General features: G+C 46.3%; 22 protein-coding genes. 11 read left to right on the top strand and 11 right to left on the bottom strand.

Translation table 11 applies throughout. The features are described from left to right. Positions 1 to 123 precede the first annotated feature (123 nt). The 6 genes from hrpA to rnhB all read left to right on the top strand — a co-directional run bounded on the left by hrpA (position 124) and on the right by rnhB (position 8,794). Positions 124 to 4,056 (top strand): ATP-dependent RNA helicase HrpA, encoded by a 3,933-nt coding sequence (gene hrpA, locus E2B99_RS01525; RefSeq protein ID WP_205669621.1) that lies wholly within the window; start codon positions 124 to 126, stop codon positions 4,054 to 4,056. A gap of 197 nt (positions 4,057 to 4,253) precedes the next feature. Beyond that, positions 4,254 to 5,369: a beta-ketoacyl-ACP synthase III gene (locus E2B99_RS01520; RefSeq protein ID WP_134243238.1), complete on the top strand. Its 1,116-nt coding sequence runs from the start codon at positions 4,254 to 4,256 to the stop codon at positions 5,367 to 5,369. A gap of 210 nt (positions 5,370 to 5,579) precedes the next feature. Further along, positions 5,580 to 5,864, top strand: coding sequence for a hypothetical protein (locus E2B99_RS01515; protein WP_134243237.1), 285 nt, complete (start codon positions 5,580 to 5,582; stop codon positions 5,862 to 5,864). A gap of 330 nt (positions 5,865 to 6,194) precedes the next feature. Further along, entirely contained in the window at positions 6,195 to 7,367 is a 1,173-nt protein-coding gene (lpxB, locus tag E2B99_RS01510) for a lipid-A-disaccharide synthase (protein WP_134243276.1), read from the top strand. Between the two features lie 90 nt (positions 7,368 to 7,457). Beyond that, positions 7,458 to 8,069, top strand: a complete 612-nt coding sequence (locus tag E2B99_RS01505) for a GNAT family N-acetyltransferase (protein ID WP_134243236.1) — start codon at positions 7,458 to 7,460, stop codon at positions 8,067 to 8,069. A 152-nt stretch (positions 8,070 to 8,221) separates the two neighbouring features. Next, a complete protein-coding gene (rnhB, locus tag E2B99_RS01500) occupies positions 8,222 to 8,794 on the top strand; it encodes a ribonuclease HII (RefSeq protein ID WP_134243275.1) in 573 nt (190 codons plus the stop codon). A 66-nt stretch (positions 8,795 to 8,860) separates the two neighbouring features. Here the strand turns inward: rnhB and E2B99_RS01495 are convergent, their stop codons facing one another. The 4 genes from E2B99_RS01495 to alaS form a co-directional block, all read right to left on the bottom strand. After that, positions 8,861 to 9,133 (bottom strand): hypothetical protein, encoded by a 273-nt coding sequence (locus tag E2B99_RS01495; RefSeq protein ID WP_134243235.1) that lies wholly within the window; start codon positions 9,131 to 9,133, stop codon positions 8,861 to 8,863. Between the two features lie 462 nt (positions 9,134 to 9,595). Further along, positions 9,596 to 9,835: a carbon storage regulator CsrA gene (gene csrA, locus E2B99_RS01490; protein ID WP_026470470.1), complete on the bottom strand. Its 240-nt coding sequence runs from the start codon at positions 9,833 to 9,835 to the stop codon at positions 9,596 to 9,598. Between the two features lie 249 nt (positions 9,836 to 10,084). Further along, positions 10,085 to 11,365: an aspartate kinase gene (locus E2B99_RS01485; RefSeq protein WP_134243234.1), complete on the bottom strand. Its 1,281-nt coding sequence runs from the start codon at positions 11,363 to 11,365 to the stop codon at positions 10,085 to 10,087. A 110-nt stretch (positions 11,366 to 11,475) separates the two neighbouring features. Beyond that, on the bottom strand, positions 11,476 to 14,124 hold the full coding sequence (gene alaS, locus E2B99_RS01480; RefSeq protein ID WP_134243274.1) for an alanine--tRNA ligase: 2,649 nt from the start codon (positions 14,122 to 14,124) through the stop codon (positions 11,476 to 11,478). 384 nt (positions 14,125 to 14,508) lie between these two features. On the opposite strand from alaS, the gene prmB reads away from it, so the two are divergent. The 4 genes from prmB (at position 14,509) to E2B99_RS01460 (ending at position 18,789) form a co-directional block, all read left to right on the top strand. Further along, positions 14,509 to 15,519: a 50S ribosomal protein L3 N(5)-glutamine methyltransferase gene (prmB, locus tag E2B99_RS01475; RefSeq protein ID WP_134243233.1), complete on the top strand. Its 1,011-nt coding sequence runs from the start codon at positions 14,509 to 14,511 to the stop codon at positions 15,517 to 15,519. 15 nt (positions 15,520 to 15,534) lie between these two features. Continuing rightward, positions 15,535 to 16,626 carry a chorismate synthase gene (gene aroC, locus E2B99_RS01470; protein WP_134243232.1) on the top strand — a complete coding sequence of 364 codons (1,092 nt, stop codon included), beginning with the start codon at positions 15,535 to 15,537 and terminating at the stop codon, positions 16,624 to 16,626. A 226-nt stretch (positions 16,627 to 16,852) separates the two neighbouring features. Then, positions 16,853 to 18,025 carry an MFS transporter gene (locus tag E2B99_RS01465; protein WP_134243231.1) on the top strand — a complete coding sequence of 391 codons (1,173 nt, stop codon included), beginning with the start codon at positions 16,853 to 16,855 and terminating at the stop codon, positions 18,023 to 18,025. 59 nt (positions 18,026 to 18,084) lie between these two features. Further along, positions 18,085 to 18,789 carry a hypothetical protein gene (locus E2B99_RS01460; protein WP_134243230.1) on the top strand — a complete coding sequence of 235 codons (705 nt, stop codon included), beginning with the start codon at positions 18,085 to 18,087 and terminating at the stop codon, positions 18,787 to 18,789. Between the two features lie 53 nt (positions 18,790 to 18,842). Here E2B99_RS01460 and accC read toward each other — a convergent pair whose 3' ends face one another. The 3 genes from accC to aroQ all read right to left on the bottom strand — a co-directional run bounded on the left by accC (position 18,843) and on the right by aroQ (position 21,227). Then, positions 18,843 to 20,213, bottom strand: a complete 1,371-nt coding sequence (accC, locus tag E2B99_RS01455) for an acetyl-CoA carboxylase biotin carboxylase subunit (RefSeq protein ID WP_134243229.1) — start codon at positions 20,211 to 20,213, stop codon at positions 18,843 to 18,845. Positions 20,214 to 20,266: 53 nt separating this feature from the next. Continuing rightward, entirely contained in the window at positions 20,267 to 20,677 is a 411-nt protein-coding gene (locus E2B99_RS01450; protein ID WP_134243228.1) for an acetyl-CoA carboxylase biotin carboxyl carrier protein, read from the bottom strand. A gap of 88 nt (positions 20,678 to 20,765) precedes the next feature. After that, entirely contained in the window at positions 20,766 to 21,227 is a 462-nt protein-coding gene (aroQ, locus tag E2B99_RS01445) for a type II 3-dehydroquinate dehydratase (RefSeq protein ID WP_134243227.1), read from the bottom strand. 690 nt (positions 21,228 to 21,917) lie between these two features. Between aroQ and E2B99_RS01440 the strand changes: the two genes are divergently transcribed. Further along, positions 21,918 to 22,610, top strand: a complete 693-nt coding sequence (locus E2B99_RS01440; protein ID WP_134243226.1) for an MgtC/SapB family protein — start codon at positions 21,918 to 21,920, stop codon at positions 22,608 to 22,610. A 95-nt stretch (positions 22,611 to 22,705) separates the two neighbouring features. On the opposite strand, the gene E2B99_RS01435 is transcribed toward E2B99_RS01440, so the two are convergent. The 4 genes from E2B99_RS01435 to E2B99_RS01420 all read right to left on the bottom strand — a co-directional run bounded on the left by E2B99_RS01435 (position 22,706) and on the right by E2B99_RS01420 (position 26,562). After that, positions 22,706 to 23,152: a hypothetical protein gene (locus E2B99_RS01435; protein ID WP_134243225.1), complete on the bottom strand. Its 447-nt coding sequence runs from the start codon at positions 23,150 to 23,152 to the stop codon at positions 22,706 to 22,708. Between the two features lie 330 nt (positions 23,153 to 23,482). Continuing rightward, positions 23,483 to 24,400 (bottom strand): ornithine carbamoyltransferase, encoded by a 918-nt coding sequence (gene argF / locus E2B99_RS01430; RefSeq protein WP_134243224.1) that lies wholly within the window; start codon positions 24,398 to 24,400, stop codon positions 23,483 to 23,485. A gap of 228 nt (positions 24,401 to 24,628) precedes the next feature. Further along, positions 24,629 to 25,912, bottom strand: coding sequence for a TolC family protein (locus tag E2B99_RS01425; protein WP_134243223.1), 1,284 nt, complete (start codon positions 25,910 to 25,912; stop codon positions 24,629 to 24,631). Next, the gene (locus tag E2B99_RS01420; RefSeq protein WP_134243222.1) at positions 25,909 to 26,562 is read right to left on the bottom strand and encodes a TetR/AcrR family transcriptional regulator; all 654 of its coding nucleotides are present in this window, start codon (positions 26,560 to 26,562) and stop codon (positions 25,909 to 25,911) included. The genes E2B99_RS01425 and E2B99_RS01420 overlap by 4 nt, the downstream gene beginning before the upstream one ends. Positions 26,563 to 26,676 lie beyond the last annotated feature (114 nt).

Below are 26,676 nucleotides of genomic sequence, written 5' to 3'. Positions count from 1 at the left end.
AACTCGGTTTAAGCATTTGTTATTTTAGGTCGAAATAAATTCTAGGCATTAAATTAGTGCAATCGCTACAATACCCAGACTCTGGTTTGCGGCACGAATGAAACTGCTGTTTTAGGAAAAATTATGTCTGTAGCTGAACAATTTGGGCAACCTGATCACCTTGTCATGGCGCGTGACCGCTATAAATTGTCACGCCTAAAGCAGGGCAAATTTAAGGATGAGCAGGATTATCAGCAACTTTTTGAAAAATCCCAACAAGCAGTGCAGGCACGTGTTGAACGCTTGCCGGATATTAAGCTCAATGAAGACCTGCCGGTTTCGCAAAATGCTGAACGGCTAATTCAGGCTATTAAAGATCATCAGGTCATCATTGTGGCAGGTGAAACCGGCTCTGGTAAAACCACACAATTACCGAAAATTGCCATGCTGGCGGGTCGTGGTTTAACCGGAATTATTGGCCATACCCAGCCACGTCGTCTGGCGGCCCGTAGTGTGTCACAGCGTATTGCCGAGGAGCTGGGTGAGCCACTGGGCAAATCCGTGGGCTTTAAGGTCCGTTTTAATGAAACCGGTGATAACAACGCCTTCATTCGCCTGATGACTGACGGGATTTTGCTGGCCGAACTCGGCAATGACCGTTTCTTAAATAAATATGACACCATTATTATTGATGAAGCGCATGAACGCTCGTTAAACATTGATTTCTTGCTGGGCTATATTCGCCAGATTTTGCCCAAGCGCCCTGATTTAAAGGTTATTGTCACTTCCGCTACATTAGACGTAAACCGCTTTAGCCAGTATTTCGCTAATGCTTCTGGTCAAGGCGCCCCCATATTTGAAGTGGAAGGGCGTAGTTATCCGGTAGAAGTGCGTTATCGTCCAGTATCTGAGCTTGCAGTGGCGGGCAGTGAAGATGATGCCTTTGATGATGTGGAAGAAAATCTACCGCGTGCTGTAGTAGCCGCTGTAGAAGAATGCTATCAGGATGCGATTAATAAAGGCCATCCAGAGCATGCTGATATTCTGGTGTTTGCCAGTACCGAGCAGGAAATCCGTGACCTACAGGAAATCTTGTATAAGTTTGGCCCCAAACACACCGAAATTTTGCCACTGTATGCACGTCTGGCATTAAGCGAACAACAAAAGATTTTTAATCCATCCGGTAAAGGTCGTCGCATTATTATTGCCACCAACGTGGCAGAAACGGCACTGACTGTTCCAAATATCCGTTATGTGATTGATAGCGGTTTTGCCCGGATTTCACGCTATTCGTATCGCTCGCGCGTGCAACGTTTACCGATTGAAGCCATTAGTCAGGCCGCTGCCAATCAGCGTAAAGGACGCTGTGGCCGTATTGCGCCCGGTGTTTGTATTCGCCTTTATAGTGAAGAGGATTTTTTAGGCCGCCCAGAATTTACAGAACCGGAAATCAAGCGCACCAATCTGGCATCGGTAATTTTACAAATGGAAAGTCTAGGTCTGGGTGATCTGGACAACTTTAATTTTATTGAGCCACCTGATCATCGCTTGGTCAATGATGGTAAAAAGCTGCTGGTTGAACTGGGCGCGCTATCTGAAAAAGGTAATGAGAAAAAACAGGGCAGTAAGCTCACCAAAATTGGTCAAATGATGGCAAAAATGCCGATTGACCCGCGGCTGGCTCGTATGATTCTGGGTGGTGCGCATTTTGGAGTATTGAATGAAGCCCTGATTGTGGTGAGTGCGCTGGCAGTGCAAGATCCGCGCGAGCGGCCAGCCGACAAACAAACACAGGCTGACCAGAAACATGCCTTGTTTAAAGAGCCGGATTCTGATTTCCTGTTTTATATCAAGCTTTGGAACACCATTGCAGCGCAAAAAGGCCAATTAACGGAAAATCAGAGACGCAGCTTTGCCAAACAGCATTTTTTAAGCTGGTTACGCTTGCGTGAGTGGCGGCAAACGCATCAACAATTGGTGGAGCTGGCCGAGCAACTTAAATTGTCTTTTGACCGTCCAAATGGTAAGGATCAGCCCGCCAGCTATGAAAACCTGCATAAAGCATTGCTCACCGGCCTATTGTCCTTTATTGCGCAAAAAACCGATGAAAAAAATATTTATCAGGCTGTGCGTCAGCAAAAAGCGCGGATTTTTCCGGCCAGTACCTTGCATAAGCAGGGCGCTGCATGGCTAATGGCGTTTGAAATGGTGGAAACGTCACAGGTGTATTTGCGCACACTGGCCAAGATTGAGCCGGAATGGATTTTGCTGGCCGCCCGTGATTTGCTCAAGTATCACTATTTTGAACCACACTGGTCAAAGAAATCCGGCACCGTAAATGCTTATGCGCAAATTTCCCTGTTTGGCTTGATTGTTCAGCCCAAGCAGCCAGTACAGTATGAAAAAGTAAATCTCATAGAAGCGCATGAAATTTTCTTGCGTGATGCATTGGTGACTGGTGAGCTGGGCATAGCGCCGCCATTTTTAAAGCACAACCTGCAAAAAATTGAAGAAGTCGAACGTATTGAGGATAAGTTGCGCCGCCGTGATTTGCTGGTGGATGAGGAAACCCTGTACCAGTTTTATGCAGGTCGGGTGCCTTCGCATATTGCCAGCCGTCGTGCCTTTGAGGACTGGCGCGCCGAAGTTGAAGCCAAGAATTCACGTATCCTGTTTTTAACTGAAGAGGATGTCCTCCTTGATTCAGCACCGACCACTCAGCAATTTCCGGATTACTGGCAAGTTGGCGCTTTACGTCTGGCAACCCGTTATGTATTTGACCCCAGCCGTGAAGACGATGGCGCAACGGTTAGCATTCCTATTCAGGCTTTACCGCAAGTCGATGGCAATGCATTGTCATGGAGCGTGCCCGGCTGGCGGCAACCTTTGGTGGAAGCTTTGTTAAAATCACTGCCAAAAGACAAGCGTCGTTTGTTTGTGCCTATTCCTGATACGGCCAAAAAACTGCTTACCCAGCTTGATCCACAAAAAGGCAACAGCCTGATGGAGCAATTGGCCTTTTTGCTACGCGGTGAGCAAATTCAGGCCAAGGATTTTGATCTCAATAGCGTGCCCAATTATTTGCGCCCAATGATTCAGGTCATTGATGACAAAAAACGTGTCATTGCACAGGGACGTGACCTTGAGGAATTACAGGCAAGGTGTCGTGTTGCCACTCATCAACCGGTCAAGCAACAGCAAGGTGAGTTACTGGAGTTTCCAGCCAGCTTCGAGTTTCAAACCCAGAAGAAAGTGACGGGTTTGCTGGTCAATCAATATCATGCACTGGTTCCGGTAAGCGCCAACTCAAAGCAAACTGATGATCCTAAAAAGCAAAACCAGCAAGGCGTCGTGATTCATACCTATAATGATGAAAACGAGGCCAAACGGCATCATCGGCAGGGTTTGCTGCGTCTGGCCAGTTTGCAGTTGGGTGATTTGAGCCGACAACTCAAAAAGCAGTTGCCCAAATCGTTAATTCTGGCGTTTGCACCTTTGGGCGATAAAACCCAGCTGGAAGACATGCTGATTTATGCCACGCTGGACGTGTCTTTTGAAGGGCTGGCGCTTGATCAGGGCACCTTTTTGCATAAACTTAGTGCTGCTAAGGCGCAGTTTTTAACTCAGGGGCAAAAGGTGCTGACAAACCTCACTGAAATTTTTACCTTGTGGCAAACCATCCGCCGCCAGATGCTGACCATTGATGCTGATATTTTTGGTCGTAATCTGGATGATATTGAAGACCAGCTGGATGGACTGCAACTGGCAAATTTTGTGTATCAGGTCGATGTACAAGCCTGGCAGGAATATCCGCGCTATTTAAAGGCCCTGAATATACGTCTGGAACGCTTGCCCAATAACCTGAAGCGTGATACCGAAGCGGTTGCACAAATTGATCCCTATATGGAGCGCCTGCTCAAGTATGACGCACATAAAGCCATGGAAAGCAGTGCATTTCAGGAGTTCCGCTGGCTAATGGAAGAGTGGCGGGTGTCCTTGTTTGCCCAGCCGATGAAAACTAAAGTCCCGGTATCGGTAAAACGGCTGGAAAAAGCATGGCTGGACATTACAGGTTAAATTCGGGCTCAAAGAAGTCGGTACCTTAGCCTTTTCGCTACTGGACAAGCGCAAGCGATGGGTAGACACTATCGCTGCTTTCCAGCATTGATTTTAGGCTAATAATTTTAGGCTAATTTTTTAAAGCCAAATTTGAAATATTCATTTACTATGGGATGCAATGTAAGCAGCACCATAATAAATGACAGGAGTGATTCATGAGCATTCGTATTACAGGAACCGGGCTGTACACCCCACCAGATTCAATCAGCAATGAAGAACTGGTGACTAGCCTGAATGCGCATGTTGAACACTACAATCAGGAAAATGCGGCGGCCATTGAGGCGGGTACTCTAACAGCCAAGCGTGGTTCATCTGCGCCCTTTATTGAAAAAGTATCTGGCATCAAATCACGCTATGTGGTGAATAAAGAAGGGGTACTTGACCCCAAGCGCATGGCTCCCATTATTCCAGAGCGTTCCAATGAAGAATGGTCAATTCAGGCAGAAATGGGCACGGCAGCAGCACGTGAGGCGATTGCCAATGCCGGTTTAACCCCCGATGACATTGATGCCGTTATTCTGGCATGTTCAAATATGCAGCGTGCCTATCCGGCTGTTGCCATTGAAATTCAGGCAGCGCTGGGAATGACCCGTGGTTATGCCTTTGATATGAATGTGGCTTGTAGTGCGGCCACTTTTGGTTTGCAACAGGCGGTTGATGCGATTAAAGCGGGTTCTGCCAAGCGCGTTCTGGTGGTAAATGCTGAAATTACTTCTGGCCATTTAAACTGGACTGATTACAGTAGCCACTTTATTTTTGGTGATGTAGCCACTGCCATTGTGGTTGAAGAAACTGAGAACAAACCCGGTTTTGAGGTATTGGGCACACAGTTACTCACCCAGTTTTCCAATAATATCCGCAACAATTTTGGCTTCTTGAATCGTGGTGATGAGTCCGGTGTTGGGAAACCAGACAAGCTGTTTGTGCAAAATGGCCAAAAGGTGTACCGCGAAGTTTCACCACTGGTTGCCAAAACCATCACTGAACATCTGGGCAAGCTGGGTTTAACCGTTGAAGATGTAAAACGCTACTGGTTGCATCAGGCCAATGAAAACATGAACCAGTTTATTTTAAAGATGATGCTGGGCAAGGATGCCGAACGTGAACGTGCGCCGATTATTCTGGATGAATATGCCAACACCAGTTCAGCCGGTTCTATTATTGCCTTTCACAAGCATTCCAAAGACTTGCAGGATGGTGATTTAGGGGTGATTTGTTCTTTTGGTGCCGGTTATTCGATTGGCTCAATTATTGTGAAAAAAGTCAGTTAATAGAATCCTTATTTATCTTAAATCAGCGTCCGTCAGGGCGCTTTTTTTATGGCAAGTTTTATTAAACTTTTCTGCTAGAGTGCTATTAAAAAGCTAACTAAAAATTACTGAATCGCAGCTTGAATAGGAACAAATGCCAACCAAGCCTTCAAGAACCAGCCAATAAATCTGCCACACTAAGCGCATAATATTTTTTTTGAGGAAAACGCCATGCAAAATCCAATGCAGCGCTATCTCATTGCGACAGCAACCGGCATTCTGGTATTAACACTGGGTGGCTGTGCTGTTACACCCATTGATAATCATTCTAACGGTTATCACCGTCATGATGGCTGGGATAAAAAAGGCTGGAACAATGATCGCAATGATGATCGTAGAAATTCGGATCGCAACTGGAATCGCAACGGTGATGGCGACAGGTCGCGCTGGGATCGTAGGCATGATCATGATGACGACTATGATAACCATGACGACTGGCGTAATGACCGTCGTTAAGCAGTAAAACAGTAGCAAAGTTCAAAGCTATTGCGCTGGATTGATAGCTATTTTTGTATCTTTCTAAATTTCTAATGGTTCTATACTTGCTGTTCAGCCATATTGTGTATCCAAGGGCTGGATAGCTTTTTCATCACTAGAATTTTAAAAACCTTGGACTTTTAAAATCCCCGGACTTTTAAAAAAACAAATAATTAATGCTACACTGCCGCCATTACAGGTTCAGGTTAGTCGTACTAAGTGACCACGCCCCATATTATTTCCAATCCATACAATAGCCAAGATCAGAAAACCATGACTTCAACGGGAGAGCAGGCCATGCAGCATCAATTGTCTGGCAAGCCTTTACGTATTGGTATTGTGGTGGGTGAGGTATCTGGCGATACATTAGGTGTGGCATTGATTAGAGCTTTTAAAGCACAGGAAATCGATGCAACCTTTGAAGGGATTGGCGGCCCACAAATGATTGCAGAGGGTTTTCACAGTATCTATCCCATGGAACGGCTCGCTGTTATGGGGCTGGTGGAAGTCATGGGGAGGTTAAAGGAGCTGTTTGCTATTCGGGATGATCTGGTGGCGCGCTGGAAAGACAGTCCGGTGGATATTTTTGTAGGGATTGATGCCCCTGATTTTAACCTGCGTTTGTCCAGTCAGCTCAAGCCATTAGGCATTAAAACTGTACAGTATGTCAGTCCATCGGTATGGGCGTGGCGGCAGGGACGTGTGCATGGTATTCGTGCGGCGGTTGATCTGGTGCTGTGCCTGTTTCCGTTTGAGGTGGATTTTTATTTAAAGCATCAGGTTCCAGCGGTATTTGTTGGTCATCCACTGGCACAGGAAATTCCCGTGCAACATGATCTTGCACCGGCCAGGCAACAATTAGGGCTTGATCCAGCGCAAACTATAGTTGGTATTCTACCGGGAAGCCGTTCTGGTGAAGTATCGCGACTTGCTCCGGTGTTGTTTGATGGCGCTTTTAAGCTCTTGCAAAGCAAGCCAGCACTCAGGTTTTTGGTGCCTGCCATTAATCAGGCGCGTTTTGAGCAAATCCAGCAGATTCTGGCCAGTTATCCTGCATCCTTTAGCCAGGCTGTACAGGTGATTCATGCGCAGGAAAGCAACAGTAAAATCGGACGTGATGTGATGGCGGCCAGCGATCTGGTGCTACTGGCATCAGGAACGGCCACACTGGAATGCCTGCTATTTGGCCGGCCTATGGTGGTGGTATACAAACTGCACTGGCTTACTTATTTGATTGCCAGCTTTATGGTCAGGATTCCGTATAAATCATTGCCAAATATTCTGGCTAATCGTGAAGTGGTGCCAGAGCTGATCCAGTACGATGCGACGCCGGACAAGGTCTATCAGGCTGCCAAGGCGTTATTACAAACGCCGCAAGGCAAAACCCAGCAGGACGCATTGGTTGCTATTCATCAGCAACTGCAAGGGCAACAAGCTGTTAATCCGGCGCTGGCAATACTAGGCGTATTAAATAAAACATGATAAAACAGTCTATAGAAAAACTATCACCAGTAATCAGGCTTTAAAGACTGATTTTATTCAATAATTTGCAATAATAAAATTGAGAACAAAATGAAGATTACTACAGCAACTCCCCAAATGCAGGGCAATGGTGCCGAACTCATGTATAGCGCTGGCCCTGAGCTTTATGATTTTATTTATAAAACAGCAAAGCACCGGGCACAGGATTTTATTCAGTTTGAGTTTGAATCCGGGCAGGGTTTTTGTGGCTATCGTAATGTCACTGTAGCGTTAGTAGATAATAAGATCGTTGCCACAGGCTGTTTTTTTGATGGCAAGGTGTATTCCAGGCTAACACTGGGTACCTTAAAAAACATGATTCGTTTTTATGGTCCACTCAATATATGGCCTATACTTTTACGCCTGCGCCATATTGAAAGTGTGATGCAGCAGCCTAAAAAGAGCGAGCTTTACCTGTCAAATTTTGGCGTGGAACCTGATTTACAGGGCAAAGGCATTGGCAAAGCGATGCTGGAATATAAAATAGCCGGGGCTCGCCAGCAGCATTACCAGATTTTTTCACTGGATGTAGCGCACACTAATCCACGTGCGCAGGCTTTATATGAACGCATGGGGTTAAGGGCAGGCCAGCCTAAAAAATTCTCAGGCAAAAGGTCAGGTATAGAAGTTCCCAATGCGATCAAGATGGAACTGGTTTTATAATATGCTTAAATTGATGGCATAACATACTAGCCAGTATTTAAGAAACTTATTAAGGAATCATTATGCCGCTGCTGGCCAATCTGGATCATCATTCATCGCGTATTCTGGCACGTTCTGAAATCAACCCTAATCTAATCCTGCCAGATTCTTCCGTGCTGGTTGCCGGTGTTGATGAAGCAGGACGTGGGCCTTTAATTGGTTCTGTGGTCACGGCAGCAGTCATTTTAAATCCTGAGCAGCCCATTGCCGGGCTTAATGACTCTAAAAAGCTGTCGGAAAAAAAGCGTGAGCTATTGTTTGCACAAATCCAGCAACATGCGCTGGCCTGGTGTATTGCAGAAGCAACCCATGAAGAAATTGACCAGTTCAATATTTTGCAGGCCACCATGCTGGCCATGAAGCGTGCCATTGAGGGATTAAGAATAACGCCGAGTACTGCACTTATTGATGGCAATAGATGCCCTGATACGGGTATTTCCTGTCGGGCAATTGTTGGTGGGGATGCTTTGGAGCAAAATATTGGCGCTGCCAGTATTCTGGCTAAGGTCACACGTGACCGACAATTACAAGAGCTAGACCGCCAGTATCCGCAATATGGTTTGGCAAAGCATAAAGGCTACCCTACTAAAGCACATCTGGAAGCCATTGCATTACATGGGATTTTGCCCGAGCATCGTAGAAGCTATGGGCCAGTAAAGAAATATTGTGAAGCTACTTCTGTTTAATTGAAAGCAGCTTTATTCTAAAAATAGCCTGCTTTTAAAAAACAGGCTATAGGGTGTGTGAACAATTTACACTTGCGGTTCTGCTGGTGCTGAGCCATACAAACGCGCCATATCATCAAAGCTTCGGGTCTCATGCAGCCATAGCTCCTTGAAGTATTCAATACGTTTTACCTGCGCCTGTGCAGACGGACTATCGTCTTCACCATGAAAGGTAAATAGTAGCGGATCGCCAACTTCTTCGCCATTTTCAACCAGAGTCATAAAATAAGCATTTAACAGCGGATCAATACCAATAATGGCATCACGCCGATGCTGGTGGGAGTGTTTGCTTGTCATCATTTATTCCTTCTCTCCATTTTCGACAAAACATTAAGGTTTGCTTAGTGCAAGCCTTACCTATAATCATTGCTAACATTGTATTAACAACATATTGTGCCCAGTCATAGAGACTGGGCGACATAATCCATCATGCATGAGCCAATCGTATAGCATGAAAAATAGCCAAGCTTTTTAGCAGTTTTATTGCCGGGAAAATTTTAAAGAGATTTTTAAAGAAAATTATAAATATGCAACTGTTTTTATTGGACTTTTAATGAAATAATTTGTTGCGCTTTGTTTTTTATAAAGTAGAACTAAGTGTAAAAATTAATGTATTTTATCATTAAAACTGATTATTCTGCTTCACTGATGCTTGAATTTATAATCAGGCAGAGCACAAAATAAAAGCGGCCTAAGCCGCTTATAAGACACCTGCATATAAACCTAAACGCTTACATCAGGATTAATCACTGGAATCAACACCTAGCGATTATAGTTATCATCATCAAATGATGGTTGGTAATCCTGTTCCAGATGCTGCAAATGTTCATGCATGGCACGCTCATGCTGAATACGCTGGTAAATCTCTTCGCGATGTACCGACACTTCTTTGGGTGCATTAACACCAATACGCACCTGATTACCTTTAACGCCCAACACTGTGACGCTAACTTCATCCCCAATCATCAGGGTTTCCCCGACGCGGCGGGTCAGAATAAGCATTCTCTTCTCCTTGTATCAACCTTTCCAGCTACCTGATTTATATAATCAGTATCGCTTAAAGTTATTTTTCCGAATAGCACTATCTACATTTTTTTGTAAAACAAACAATGGCTGTTGTATTCCGTTTATCTTACATGGAATGACTTTGCAGCCGTTGCAAGCAACTGTGATCAATTTAACATGAAACAGTTGCTTTTGCTGCATGCTTTTATGCAAATATTCTGTGCTTATTCGCTGATCTAATCAGGTTCAGGCACGGGCACTGCTTTCGCCAGTGGCACGATCAAGATCAAAGGCAGTGTGCAGGCTGCGTACCGCCAGCTCCAGATATTTTTCATCAACCACAACAGAGATTTTGATCTCAGAGGTCGAAATCATCTGGATATTAATGCCATCTTTGGCCAGAGCAGTAAACATCTTGCTGGCCACACCAGCATGAGAACGCATGCCAACACCCACAATGGACACTTTAACAATGCTGTCATCGCCAATGACCTGACCCGCACCAATGTCCTTGCCAATGGTTTCTAGCAGGTTTAACGCCTTTTTGAAGTCAGTACGATTAACGGTAAACGTGAAATCAGTCGTGCCATCAGCAGCAATGTTTTGCACAATCATGTCAATTTCAATATTGGCATCACCAATCGGTGACAGGATACGTGATGCAACGCCCGGCTGATCAGGTACACCGCGAATGGTTAATTTTGCTTCGTCACGGTTGAAGGCAATACCAGAGATAATAGGCTGTTCCATTGTATGTTCCGATTCGGTGGTGATTAAAGTACCAACATTATTTTTAAAGTCTTCGTCAAAGGCGCCATCAGTATCATTGTCAAAACTGGACAGTACACGCAAAGGCACCTGATATTTGCCTGCAAATTCAACAGAACGGATTTGCAAGACTTTTGAACCCAGACTGGCCATTTCCAGCATTTCCTCAAAGGTAATGCGATCGAGTTTTTTGGCTTTGGGCGCAACGCGTGGATCAGTGGTATAAACACCATCCACATCGGTATAAATCTGGCATTCGTCAGCTTTTAATGCCGCTGCCAATGCAACGCCTGTGGTATCAGAACCGCCACGGCCCAATGTGGTGGTATGGCCTTCAGGATCAACACCCTGAAAACCGGCAACGACCAGTACTTTGCCGGAGTTTAAATCTTTATGCATTAAATCTGCATCAATGCTTTGAATACGTGCCTTGTTAAACGAGCTGTCAGTCAGAATGCCAACCTGACGCCCAGTGTAGGAGCACGCATCCACATCAATGGATCTTAAAGCCATAGCCAGCATCGCGATGGTGACTTGCTCACCCGTTGATACCATCTGGTCCAGCTCACGCGGATCAGGATTATCACAAATGGATTTTGCCAGACCCAGCAGACGGTTGGTTTCACCGCTCATGGCAGAAACCACCACCACCACACGATGACCGTGATCATGCCAGCGTTTTACCCGACGCGCTACATTTAAAATGCGCTCGGGTGTACCCATTGAGGTACCCCCATATTTTTGTACGATCAAAGCCATAATTATTCCATCTGTTTTTAAATTCGCATGCCTGGGTCATTGCTTTGCCAGACATGGGTGCTCATCAATAATACGGTTGGGCAGGTGTTATCACTGCCAACCCTAAGGAATCAACGGGTATATTGCGTAGCCAGCCAGTCCGGCAAGCTACCCATAACGTCAGCATAGTTGGGTGCAATGGGCGCGCCGCCTTGCGCCAGATCAGGCTTGCCACCACCTTTACCACCCAGTTGTTCAGTCAGGTGCTTGATAATGTCGCCTGCTTTTACTTTCGCTGTGTACTCTTTAGCGACAGACGCCAGTAAGCTCACTTTGCCAGCACCATCGGTGGCAGCCAGCACAATCACCCCATCAGACAGGCGTGATTTCACGCTATCAAGCAGGTTGCGCAGGGTTTTGCCATCCATATTGTCCAGCTCAGCAATCAGGGTTTTGATCCCTGCAATTTCTTGTGCTTGTTCAACCAGCTCGGCACTTTGGCTGCTGGCCAGTTTCTGGTTTAGGCGTTCAATCTGTTTTTCAAGTAAACGGCTGTTTTCGGCCATGGCTTCAACACGGCTAAAGACCTGATCACGCTGGGCCTTAATCAAGCTGCTGATTTGTGCCAGTTGCTGGTCAGCCTGCTGTACCACAGCCAGTGCCGCAGTACCGGTAACGGCTTCAATCCGGCGAATACCTGCGGCAATACCACCCTCAGAAATAATCTTAAACAGGCCAATATCACCGGTGCGGTTCACGTGAATGCCACCACACAGCTCAATTGAAAAGTGGCGGTCATCTTTCTGGCTACCCATACTGAGCACGCGCACCTTGTCACCGTATTTTTCACCAAACAGCATCATTGCGCCTTTGTTTTTGGCGGATTCAATATCCAGTTCTTCAGTAGATACTGGCGTATTGGCAATCACCTCGGCATTCACCAGACGCTCGATTTCCTGTAATTGAGCAAAGCTTACCGGCTGGTCATTGGCAAAGTCAAAACGCAATACGGATGCAGATACCAGCGAACCCTTCTGGCTCACATGGGTGCCCAGTACCTGACGCAGTGCAGCATGCAGCAGGTGAGTGGCCGAGTGATTGCGTGCAGTTGCGGCGCGCATATCAGCCTTGACGGTTGCCTGTACCGCTTGGGACACGCTCACGCTACCCATGGTCACCAAGCCTTGATGCACAATGGCTGAGCCTGATTTTTTGGTATCCTGAACTTCAAAAATACCATTTTCGCCCGTCAGTAAGCCGGTATCGCCAACCTGACCACCGCTTTCGGCATAAAACGGGGTTTGATCCAGCACAATCAGGCCTTCATCACCTTCAGATAATGAATCAACGGCTTGCCCATCTTTATATAGCGCAATGATATTGCCTTGAGCATCAGTCCCAGCATAGCCATGGAAAACTGATTCCTGATCAACTTTAACGATACTGTTGTAATCAATATTGAACTTGCCGGCATCACGCGCGCGCTGGCGTTGTTGAGCCATTTCAGCTTCAAAACCCGCTTCATCAATTTGCAGGTTACGCTCGCGGGCAATGTCAGCCGTCAGGTCAACCGGAAAGCCATAGGTGTCGTACAACTTAAATACCATGCTACCCGCAATCGTATTACCCTGTAGCTGTGCCAGTTCAGTTTCCAGCAAACGCAGACCTTGTTCCAGTGTGCGGGCAAACTGTTCTTCTTCTTTCAATAGTGTGGCTTCAACCACTTCACGGCGATTAACCAGTTCAGGATAGGCTTCACCCATCACATCAATCAAAGGTTGTACCATCTTGTGGAAAAAGCTACCTGTTGCACCCAGCTTGTTGCCATGACGTACCGCACGGCGAATAATCCGGCGCAGGACATAACCACGACCTTCATTGCTGGGAATTACACCATCCGCAATTAAAAACGAGCAGGAGCGGGCATGGTCAGCCAATACACGTAGCGAAGGCTGGTTCTGATTTTCAATACCAATAATTTGTGCCGCAGATTTAATCAGATGCTGGAACAGGTCAATTTCATAATTGGAATGCACATGCTGCATCACCGCGCTAATACGCTCCAGACCCATACCAGTATCCACGCTTGGCGCAGGTAATGGATGCAAAACGCCATCAGCCGTGCGGTTAAACTGCATAAACACGTTGTTCCAGATTTCAATAAAGCGGTCACCGTCTTCTTCAGGCGTGCCCGGCAAGCCCCCTGCAATGTCAGCGCCATGATCATAGAAAATTTCAGTACATGGCCCACATGGCCCAGTGTCACCCATGGCCCAGAAGTTATCCGAGGCATAAGGTGCGCCTTTATTGTCACCAATACGAATGATTCGATCAGCACTTAGGCCAATATCCTTGTTCCAGATATCAAAGGCTTCGTCATCCGTGGCATAAACCGTGACATAGAGACGATCAGTTGGTAAAGCTAACCACTCGGCGCTGGTTAAAAATTCCCATGCAAAACGAATGGCGTCCTGTTTGAAATAATCGCCAAAGGAAAAATTGCCCAGCATTTCAAAGAAAGTATGGTGACGTGCCGTGTAGCCGACGTTATCCAGATCGTTATGCTTGCCGCCAGCGCGAACACATTTCTGGCTTGAGGTAGCCCGCACATAATGACGCTTATCCAGCCCTAAAAAGCAGTCCTTGAACTGGTTCATGCCGGCATTGGTAAACAGCAGGGTCGGGTCATTGGCAGGAATCAGGGAACTGGACGCAACACGCGTGTGGCCTTGCGTTTCAAAATAACGCAAAAACGCTTCACGAATTTCGTTGGATGTCATCATACGGCTCACAAATCAGCTCCCAGACCAATAACCACACAGAAAAAAGCCAGATCATTTTATGGTTTGATCTAACCTGAAAACATTTGCCAGCCATCATTGCCTGTCAAAACCCGGAACTAATTAAACCAATCATGCCTAACACTGGTTTATCAGCTTAAACCACAGGCTGTGGCCGCCATGCTTTTGAATCATTCAAAGCAGGCAAGGGTTTGGCTGGTTTAAAAGCCGCAAAGTATAGCTGATTTTACAGTTTGCTCAAAATCATTCTGTCGTGCTTTTAACCAGCTTGCGAAAAAAAACCCGTAAAAGCAAAAAGGATAGGCTACAGGTATAAAAACGGTTAAAATAGCGCTCTTTTTTTGCGGTTGTTGAGGCGCGTGCGTGGATAATTTAACCATCGAACAAGAAACATTAAATGAGGCAGTGCAGCATTTACAGACGATTCGTGATTTTATCCGGTTTGGTGTCACTGCCTTGCGCAGCTATGAAGTGCATCTGGGACAGGGCACAGAGGATTTTTTTGCTGAAAGTGCCGCCATGGTCTTGCAAAGCCTGTCGATGGAATGGTCTGCCGATGAGCAGATTCTGGATGCCAAGCTATTACCTTCTGAAAAGCAGCGCATTATTGAGGTGCTGGAAAAACGCATTAACCAGCGTATTCCACTGGGCTATTTGCTGAATTTATCCTATTTTGCCGGACAGCCGTATTATGTGGATGAACGTGTGCTCATTCCACGCTCGCCGGTTGCCGAGCTGATTGAAAACCAGTTTAACCCGTTCTTTAGCAATGGGTTGGCCAATGCACAGGGCGGTGTGAACCAGTTGCCGCATACCGATCATCCGATTGAACCCACCCGTATGCTGGATTTGTGCACCGGTTCTGGCTGTATTGCCATTGCACTGGCCTATGCGTTTCCGGATGCCACAGTGGATGCTGTGGATATTTCCCGTGATGCGCTGGAAGTCGCGGCCATTAATGTGGACTATCACACCAAGGAAGATCAGGTTTCCCTGATTGAATCCAACTTGCTGGAAAAAATTCCGGCCCAGCGCCAGTATGATCTGATTATCAGCAATCCACCTTATGTGGATGCTGCCGATATGGCAGACCTGCCGCAGGAATTTCTGCATGAGCCTGAGCTGGCATTGGCTGCCGGCCGCGATGGACTGGATCTGGTACGTCATATCTTGGCACAGGCCGCTGATTACCTGACCGACAATGGCTTACTGGTGATTGAAGTGGGCAATAGTGAATGGGCATTGCGTCAGGCATTCCCAAAAATCAAATTCCACTGGCTGCACTTTAATCGTGGCGGTGCTGGTGTGTTTGCACTCACTGCGCAGGAATGCCGCCAGCATCAGGCAGAATTCAAAGACGCTTTACAGGGTTAACAGGAGCAATAAACCATGGCAGGCAATAGTATTGGTCAATTGTTCCGGGTAACCACATGTGGTGAATCACATGGGCCGGGTTTGATGGCAATTGTGGATGGTGTGCCACCGGGTCTGGAACTTAGTGAGGCTGATCTGCAAATTGATCTGGATCGCCGCAAACCCGGCACATCCAGCTTTGCGACCCAGCGCAAGGAAGAAGACATTGTTGAAATTATTTCCGGTGTGTTTGAAGGCAAAACCACAGGCACACCGATTGGTTTATTGATTCGCAATACCGACCAGAAATCCAAGGATTATGGCAATATTGCGCAGACCTTCCGTCCGGGGCATGCCGATTATACCTATACTCAAAAATACGGTTTTCGGGATTATCGCGGAGGCGGCCGTTCCAGTGCGCGCGAAACCGCCATGCGGGTCGCGGCAGGTGCAATTGCCAAAAAATACCTGAAAGAAAAATTCGGTATGCTGATTCGTGGTCATGTCAACCAGATTGGCAATGAATTTGCCAGTAAGCTGGACTGGAACGAAGTACCCAATAACCCGTTTTTCTGTGGTGATGCTGATGCTGTGCCACGCTTTGAAGCATTAGTGACCAGCTTGCGCCGTGATGGCACCAGTTGTGGCGCTAGGCTTGAAATTCTGGCAGAACATGTACCAGTCGGCTTGGGCGAACCGGTATTTGACCGTCTGGATGCTGATATTGCCCATGCCATGATGAGCATTAATGCCGTTAAAGGTGTGGAAATTGGCGATGGCTTTGCTGTGGCGGGCCAGTTTGGCCATGAATCGCGTGATGAACTGACTCCACAAGGCTTTACTGCCAATCATTCGGGTGGCATTTTAGGAGGCATTTCCAGCGGACAAACCATTCGGGTGGCTATTGCACTTAAACCCACTGCCAGTATTACCACACCCGGTAAAACCATTAATCTACAAGGTGAGGCAACTGATGTCATCACCAAAGGCCGCCATGATCCATGTGTAGGCGTGCGGGCAACACCGATTGCCGAAGCCATGCTGGCCATTGTATTGATGGATCATTATCTGCGTCATCGTGCGCAAAATGCCGACGTGATTGCGCCTTTGGCTGCAATTGGTTATTAAAAAAATTTGCGGGCCGAAACTGGCTTCATGTATTAAAGACATAAAAAAGCCCGAACCTTGCGGAACGGGCTTTTAGTCGCTTGTTCTAAATCCATGCGTGAGCATAGATAACAAGCTCATTGAGGCTCATCTCAAACTGTCGGGGATTTAACCATAGTCAGTGTATTACGTCAATATGAGCTTCCTTACTACACTTTTTGCATCACATTTCTAATAGATAGCAATAATGACCTCCCCAATTTCAGGCCTGTATAAAATCTCCGGCTTTTACTTTTTGTATTATGCTGTTGTTGGCGCATTTATGCCGTACTGGAGCCTGTATCTAGAGGATCAGGGCTTTAATCGTGTCACAATCGGCCTATTGGCATCCATTACAGTACTGACGCGAATTTTTGCACCAATTGCATGGGGCTGGCTGGCCGATCGCACGGGTAAACGCATGCGCTGGGTGCGTCTGGCCACCCTGATGGAATGTATTATCTGGCTAAGTATTTTCCTATTGCCCAATACCTTGGGTCATCTGGCTATTTTAATGTTTGTGTTCAGCTTTTTTCAAAATGCGATTCTGGCACAGTTTGAAGCAGTTACCTTATTCTGGCTGGGCACACAACGAGAAAGCCTGTATGGCAAGGTGCGGCGTTGGGGATCTGTGGGTTTTATTGCCGCTGTTTTCATACTGGGCAAAGTATTTGATCTGATCAGCATTCATTATTTGCCCATGCTGTTGATGGTGATTGCTGCCTTCACATGGGCATGGTCATGGCAGATTCATGAGCCACAGCAGGCACCAACTGCGCAAAAACAGCTCAGCTCTATTTTTCCGATACTCAAGCAGCCGCAGGTGTGGCGTTTTTTTAGTATTGAATTTTTACTGCTCTTATCCCATGCACCGTTTTACAGTTTTTATTCCAATTATTTAAAGGATTATGGCTACAGTACAGGCACAACAGGTCTGTTATGGTCATTGGGGGTGGTGGCTGAAATTGTAATGTTTAGCCAGAGCCGTCATTTGCTGGCGCGTTTTAAACAGAATTACCTGATTGCTTTATGTCTCATTCTTACTTCGTTGCGCTGGCTACTGGTGGCCAGTTTTCCGCAGTTTTTGAGTGTCCAGATTATTGCCCAGTGCCTGCATGCCTTTAGTTTTGGCCTGTTTCACGTGATTGCAATGCGGGTTATTTTTAATAATTTCCTGCCAGCACAACAGGGGCGTGCACAGGCCTTTTATAGCACCATGTGGGGCTTGGGGGTTGCATCAGGTTCATTGCTTGCAGGGCATTACTGGCAGGCTTATGGCGGCAGTGCCATGTTTTATGCGGCTACACTGGTGGTATTGCTGGGTCTGTTTTTTTTGTCTCCCCGATATGTTGTGAAAACGCAATCAGCACTTGACCTTTAAGTAAAACGCCTGCACGATCAAAAGCAGGGTTTTTAGTTGATTTTAGAAGATAATTGTTAATGAATAGCATCAAAATGAACAGCAAGGCGCGCTTGCCATCAGGCCATAAAACCAGTTTTTTTAAAACCACATCAGCAACAGGTATGCCGTCATTATTAAAACCTTTATGGGTTGTACCGTTAGGTTTTGGGTTGTTCTTAAGCTGTTCATTCACCCATGCAGCCGATCAGTCTGCCCAGCCCGAACAGGTTACTGCTGCAACGGCTAGCAGCAATACGCCCTTACATGAACATTCCAGTGTGGAACCACAAGCCCCGGCTGTGCAACCTTCGCCTAATCAACCTGCACCAACCTCTGTGCCAGAACAATCTGAAAGTGTGGAAGGACCCGAACAGGACAACAAGATTGTGATTGTGAGCCGCCCTCAGGTGACAGGCTTATGGGCAATGACAATTCCAGGCGCCCAGTGTATTGAATACTATAATTTTATGGAAAAAGGCGATGTAATTATAAAAAGTGGCGCAGAGTGGACCTATGGCAAATATGTCTATCAGGTGCCTGCTGTAGCCGAGCCAGGTTCGCCTGTACTGGCATTACGTATTCAATATGATAACTTGCAAACAGATTGCTCAGGCAATGCGATAGACCAGCGTGGTGAAGACCAGCAGCAATATGTCAAATGGACTGGGCCGTCAAGCATGGAGTTCTGCACCACACAGGATGGTGCGCAGTGCTTTGCTTCACTACGCCGCATATTGCCCTAAAACTTAAGCCGGTAAAATTTTTAAAATTAAAAGCTGGATAATTAATATTTGAATCAGGCCGAAGCAGATGTTTCGGCGTATTCCTGACGTTTGAGCAGATTTTTTTCCAGATAGTGAATATCCATTGCCTGCCGGTTAAAGTCAGCGTCACACAAAATGACATTACGGTGCAGGCTAATGTTGGTTTTTACGCCATCAATAATGGTTTCATCCAGTGCCTGACGCAAGCGGGCCAGGGCAGTAGGCCGGTCTTTGGCGTGGGCAATCAGCTTGCCAATCATGGAGTCATAATAGGGTGGAATGCTATAGCCGCTATAAATGTGTGAATCAAAGCGAATACCAGCACCCCCGGGTGCATGAAAATACTTGATAGTACCCGGTGAAGGCATAAAGGTTTTTGGGTCTTCGGCATTGATACGGCATTCAATCGCATGACCGCAAATCTTGATATCATCCTGAGTAATATCCAGCCCAAGCCCGGCTGCAATCCGGATTTGCTGTTCAATAATATCAATGCCGGTAATGCATTCAGTGACCGGATGTTCCACCTGAACCCGGGTATTCATTTCAATAAAAAAGAACTGGTCATCTTCAAACAAAAATTCAAAGGTGCCTGCACCGCGATACTGCATCAGCTCGCAGGCATTCACGCAGGCTTGCAAAATATCGGCACGCGCCTGTTCCGGCAGGTCAGGTGCTGGCGCTTCCTCAATGACTTTCTGGTGACGCCGTTGTAATGAACAATCGCGGTCAAACAGGTGAATCGCACGGCCCATGCCATCACCCAGCACTTGTACTTCCACATGACGCGGCTTTTGTAAGAAACGCTCCATATAGACCGTATCGTCACCAAACCACATTTCCGCATCACGCTGGGCAGCTTGAACCGATTCCAGCAGCATGTCTACACGTTCAACAATACGCATGCCACGACCACCACCACCTGCTGCTGCTTTTACAATTAGGGGGAAACCAATATTTTTGGCTTCATTCAAGGCATTATGTGTGGTTACCGCACGGGTAGAACCTGGAACAGTAGGCACACCAGCTTTTTTCATAGCCAAAATGGCAGAAACTTTGTTCCCCATTAGGCGAATGTGTTCTGGGCGCGGGCCAATGAAAGTAAAGCCCGAGTTTTCAACCAGCTCTGCAAACTCTGCATTTTCGGACAAAAAGCCGTAGCCCGGATGAATGGCATCGGCTCCTGTGACCTCAGCCGCACTAATTAATGCAGGAATATTCAGGTAGCTTTCACTACTGGCACCTGCACCAATACAGACAGCTTCATCCACAAAGCGCAAATGCATTAAATCCTTATCAGCATCGGAATATACGCCAACGGTTTTGATCCCAAGTGCCTTGCAGGCCCGGGTAATACGCAGTGCAATTTCACCACGGTTGGCGATAAGGATTTTTTGTAGCATAACTGGTTATTCCAAGATCATTCCATTGCAAAAGCAGCGACAGCGTCTGTATTTCAGGCACGGAACCGGAAAAGGGGCTGGCCATACTGAACCACGTCAGCATTCTTCACCAGAATTTCTTCAATCACACCGCTATGCGTTGCCTCAATTGGATTCATGATTTTCATGGCTTCAATAATGCCTAACGTGTCACCGGCCTGCACGGTTTGGCCAACCTTTACAAAAGGCGCCTCACCAGGATTTGGTGCCGCATAAAACACACCTACCATGGGTGATGTTTCAATGGCCCCACGCTGGGTACGAACCTGAGGAGCAGGTTCAGGCATTGTTGCCATGGCAGCTGCCGCAATTACAGGCGTACGACGTGTAAGAGAAATGGATTGATCGCCTTCTTTTACTTCCAGCGCCTGCAAATCTGATTCAATCATAAGATCAATCAGCTTCTTGATTTTTCGGATGTCCATGCGGCGTGTTCCAGACTGTGTTGCAATAAAAATTTAATGGGTTGCCTGTATTTGGTATCATACAGGCGGTAGGTACAAGGTTAGCTGCCTACACTGTAGCTTGAGCTGAATCAAGCCGGTTAATGACATGGCTTAAGGCAAAATAATAGCCATCAGCGCCCAAACCGCAAATAACAGCCTGAGCTTTATCCGATAAATAAGAATGATGACGAAATGCTTCGCGGGCATGCACATTGGATAAATGCACTTCAATAAAGGGAATTGCCACGCCGAGCAAGGCATCGCGCAGTGTAACCGATGTATGGGTAAATGCTGCAGGATTAATAATGATAAAACGGATGTGTTCCGCATAGGCCTGCTGAATACGGTCAACCAAAGCGCCTTCCCAGTTACTTTGAAAACTATCCAGTTGAAAGCCAGCCTGATTCGCTTGTTGTACAAGTTTTTGATTAATATCGGCTAGTGTAGTACTACCGTAGATTTCTGGTTCGCGTTGCCCAAGTAGGTTTAAGTTGGGTCCATGTAAAACCAGAATATCCGTCAAGGGCATTGTGAGGCTGCTCCAAGTTTACCGTATTACATCACTGTGCAGGATAGGGCAATCAAGTGACTCATATCATTGAAAAGTAAGCAATATAATTTTTTAAACTGCAGTTTGAAACATTTACACGGCTGTGCTTAATATTTCTTTCAACTTTGCCAGTTCGCTACAAAAAATGAAATATTCGCGTTACTTCGCAGCAAGATACGCAAAAAAAATAATTTTGGCAATGCCAAATTTGACCATTTATCTAAAAAATTATAATTATCTTGTGATGAAAAAGAGCTATTTTGCGTGTATTTTCGGCGAACTGGCAAAAAAACGCCAGCTTTTGGTTAAGAAAGTGAGATAGGTATAAAGACATTTAATGTAAGGGATAGATTTTATAAAACCAGTAAAGCTGTCACTAAATCCTTTTAAAGTTAAGCCAGCTATTATTGAATTTATGCTTAATTATTCCACTCCCAATATGTCACCTTGAATTTCTTTGACTTTGCAAAGGGGCAGCAATTTTATCACATTTAATCATAGCTTACTCAAGCAGATTTTTAATGACCATTTGTAAAAACATAGAGCTCTGGCAGCACTGCATTGCGATTGATTTTTCTCCATTGTTGAAAATAATATGCAGTTCTTAGACAAACTAAAAATTCATTGTGGTTTATGCTACCAGCAGATGACAGGAGGCAACATAATCAAATGAATGAAAGTGAATATATTAATATTCTGGTGCACTTGATTAGCGCATTGGTGGCGGGCGCTGCTATTGGACTTGAGCGTAGTTTTCATGGACGGCCTGCGGGTTTTCGTACCCATACACTGGTTTGCCTTACCTCGAGTTTGTTGATGCTGGTGACACTATACCAGAGCCAGTGGATGCCCGGTATTACCCACGATATGATCCGTATTGATCCTACCCGAACTGCCCAAGGCATCATGACGGGGATTGGTTTTCTGGGAGCGGGTGTAATTTTCAAGGAGGGGCTGAGTGTACGCGGTTTGACCACGGCTGCTTCAATCTGGATTACGGCAGCGATTGGAATTTTAATGGGAATTGGTTTTTTCTTTCCAGCGATTATTGCAACTGTGCTGACCGTGGGAATCCTTTCAGTTTTCCGCCGCATTGAATCATTGATGCCATCACAGATTTATGCCCACCACTGGATACGCTTTGCACGGCATCAGGTGCTGGATGAAACTGAGCTGCGCACTATGCTTAAAAATTACGGCTTTAGTGTTAATGCCATGAGCTATCATGCGGATCAGGATGATTCATTTCGCTACCAGATGACGGTGAGTACTCTGAAGGCAGAAAACTTGAATCTCTTGAGTCATGCCTTGCTAAAAATGGAGAATGTGGAAGGTTTTGGCTTATCACCCACAGGTGACTAACAGCCAGTGATCACTATCTAATAAAAAACCTGCTGATAGTTACAACTTATTATCAGGCAGGTTTTTTATTAATGATCAATCAACACACAAGCAGGTTATTTGCTTTTTTTATCGGTTGATTTCTTTTCTGTCGATTTTTTAGCACTATCCTTTTTACGAGAGGCTTTTTTATCGTCAGTTTTTTTACTGCTGGACTTGGAGCTGGCTGATTTCTTGCTATCCGCAGCTTTGCTATCAGACTTCTTACTGGTAGCTTTTTTGCTCTCAGTTTTAGAAGCTGGCTTAGCTTTAGTATCTGACTTGGCTTTAGAGTCTGTTTTGGGTTTTTCAGATTTGGTACTAGCAGACTTGCTGCTTGTAGTCTTGGAATCTGACTTACTGGCTGCCTTTTTCTTGCCACCGCCATCTTGCTTGTTTACGGTAGCCCAGGCAATGCGCTCGGCATCATCGGTTGAGCGCCCCTGTTTTTTTTCGCTGTCCTCAATGTGTTCAGCCTGACGTTTTTGCTTGTCGGTATATGCTGATTTATCTCCACGAGCCATGATGAGTTCCTCACTAAGATTAACGACTTTACTGTTTTAACATGGCATAAAACTGTGTCGGTAAATAACTGTCATTGTGTGTTGAGCAACTGCAAAGCGTGTAAAGGGAAAATCACTCACAAGGGTTTTAAGCGGAAAATAAGCAGAAAATGGAGTAAAAAAGTAGCGGTGGTCTACTTGTAAAGCACTTTAACCAGAGTGATGCTATAGGCTTAAAGAACCAGATAAAAGCGAAAGGGCTGGTATTTAAAAAAAAGCTTAGGCAAAAAAGGGAACCGAAGTTCCCTGAATTGTCTGGCAAAAAACACCTGATTTAAGTCATCTGAATTTTTATTTTTTCTGCAATTCAAATAGTAAAAACTCAATCAGTGCTTTTTGCGCATGTAGGCGATTTTCTGCTTCATCCCAAACTACAGCACGCGGATCATCCAGCATATCTTCTGAAATTTCCTCACCACGATGGGCAGGCAGGCAATGCATAAACAGGGCATCCGGGCTGGCCAGATCCATTAATGGCGGTGAAATCTGGAAAGGTGCAAACCGGCGTTTGCGAGTATTCTGCTCATTTTCCTGTCCCATACTGGCCCAGACGTCAGTCGTGAGTAGGTGAGAACCTTCTGCAGCTTCCTCAGCACTTTTTACCAGCTCTACACAGTGTGCATACTCTTCCAGTAGCTCAGGTTCCGGCTCAAAACCATACGGGGTGGCAATACGTAGCTTAAAATCCAGCATATGCGCCGCATGTACGTATGAGTTGCACATATTATTGCCATCACCAATCCAGGATACGGTCTTACCGGCAATTTCACCACGATGTTCCTTGAAAGTTTGCAGGTCGGCCAGCAACTGGCAAGGGTGATGGGTATCTGTCAGACCGTTTATCACTGGAACTCTGGAGTACTGGGCAAAGCGTTCTACTGTGGCATGTGCAAAGGTTCGGATCATGACTACATCCAGCATACTGGAAATAACCCGGGCAGAATCTTCAATGGGTTCGCCACGACCCAGCTGAGTATCGCGTGGTGACAGAAAAATGGCACCGCCACCAAACTGGATCATGCCTGCTTCAAAGGAAACACGGGTACGGGTACTGGACTTCTCAAAAATCATGCCCAGTACTTTACCGACAAATGGCTGATACACTTCGCCTTTGTGCTGCATGGCTTTGAGTTCAATGGCACGATCAATAATTGCTTTAAGTTCTGTACTACTAAGATCGGTTAAGGTTAAAAAATGCCGCAGGGCCATAATGTCTCCGCAAAAACAATGAGCACCTTAAATGGTGCTCACAGCCAATGTCATCTGTTTAATAGGTAAGACTGTCCCGAGTATAAGCCATTGCGGGGCAAGCCTGCAAAGGCTATCCTGATTTGATGCAGCGAATGCATTACTCTATACAAGCGTTTTAAAGAAAAAACAGCTCATCTTTTTCAACATCGTTCAGAAAGTAATGCAATTGTCATTACATATTGTCGGTTACAGGCGATTAAGCTGAGCCAGAATCTGATAGGCATTTAAGGCCTGATCTTCCTGATTTAAAATGAGCTGGGTATTGGCATCCAGCAGGGTTTGCTCGGCAGTGAGCAGGTCATAGGTGGTACGTGTGCCTAGTTCCAGCTCACGGCGAATGGTTTGTAGCGCCAGTTGTGCCGCATCGCGTGCCTTGATTAGGGCCGGATACTGATTCTGGCTGGTTTGCAGCATGGCATAGTTTTCAGTCAGGCGCTGCTGGAGCTGGCGACGGTTACTGTCGAGCTGTTCCTGTGCCATAGCAACCCGTGCCTGTGAGCGCTGCACTTCTGCCTTTCGTGTGCCGCCATCCAGAATGGGTAAGCTGGCTTGCAAACTTACACCATACGCGCCCAGTCGAGTGGTTGAAAAGTCGCTATCATCCTGAGTATTTGCACGGCCAGCCAGTTGAATACTGGGATAGTTTTCCCGGTGACTCAGCGCCAATTGTTGCTGTGCTGCTTTTAATTGCAGGCGTGCATTTTCAATCAAGGGAGTACTTTCAATCATGGTGAGTGCCTCAGTTAAGCTGGGCACTGTGGGCACCTGTTGCAATGGCTCAAGGTTTTGCGGACTTTGGCCAGTGAGCTGAACATAGCGTGATTGATCGACCAATAATGTGGCTTCAGCACGGCTTTGACTGGCAGCTCCCTGTGCCTGTCGCGCATTGGCCTGTGCCAGATCGGTTTTAGTAACTTCACCTGCTTTTAAGCGTAGGCTTGCATCACGGGCAGCCTGATCCAGCGAACGCTGATTGTCCTGTTCCAGTTGAATAAGTGCCAAATCACGGGTAATGGCCGCATGTAAGCTAATCGCTGCCAGTGCAGCCTGTGTATCGACATAACCGACATTGGCTTCAGCAGCTTCAATGCCGGTTTGTGCTGCCTGAACTGCCAGTTGCTGACGGCCAGCGGTATATAAAGGATAACTAAACTGCACGCCTACAGTTTGTGGAAAGCGTTTGCCTTCTTCAGGAAACAGTGCATTTTTTTCTGTGGTGATATAGCCTGCACCAATTTCGGCATTGGCACTGAGCTTAAAGCCATATTGAGCGCGGATTTGTGCCAGTTGGGCAGCCTGATCTTGTACCTGTAAACCGGCCAGACGACGCTCTGACTGATAGTTTTTGGCCAGTGCAATACTTTCCTGTAAGGTTTGGGCATAAACTGCCACAGGGGTCGTAATCATTGCGCATAACAAAACCGAAGCCCGAACCGATAAGGCAGGCGCACGAAAATAAGAAAGGTTCATGATGAAAGACGATGTCCTGCTAAAAAACGTTCAACCAGATATTTAAGGTAATGATCAGCATCCAGATGGTCTTCCAGTGGAGAAAGGCCCACCAGCAAGCGCCATTGGGCATGTCGCAACATGCCAAAGAATAGTGTCGCCGATTCATAAGGGTGAGGGCAGTCAATTTCGCCCTGTGCATGGGCACGTTCCAGCAGATTGGCCACAATGAGCAAGCCACGCCGTGGACCGGAATCGTATGCCAGTTGTGCCAGTTCAGGATCACGCTGTGACTCCTCAACCACCAGCCGCATAAACGCAATATTGTCCGCATCGGTAAAGGCAATATACACAGACTTGGCCGTTAGCAGCATGATTTCATGCAGGGACTGGCTAGGTTGCCATTGCGGTGGTGGATTGGATTTAAAAAACTTCTCGCAGCGATATTCAAACAGGGCAGCCAGCAATCCTTTTTTATTGCCAAAATACTGATAAATCGCTGCTTTTGAACCACCACAAAACTGTACAATATCGTCAAGGCTAACGGCATTAAAGCCTTTTTCCAGAAAAAGTGTATTGGCTGCCTGCAACAATGACGCCCGTCGCTCAATGCCACGACGGGTCAGGGCCGCGGTACAGCCTGACTGCGGCGTGTCTTGCACGTTACTCATCGAAAAAACCCATAGAAAATTAACCGCCCTGGTAGATTCCACGCAAAAAAAGTGCAAACTGCTCTTGCCAGCAAAATGTACTGTTCGGTACAGTACAATATCATTCACCTTGAT

Source organism: Alkanindiges illinoisensis, from assembly GCF_004377485.1.
Classification (GTDB): Bacteria; Pseudomonadota; Gammaproteobacteria; order Pseudomonadales; family Moraxellaceae; genus Alkanindiges; species Alkanindiges illinoisensis_A.
Note: the sequence above shows the minus strand (reverse complement) of the source record. Positions and strands in the feature narration are given on the sequence as shown.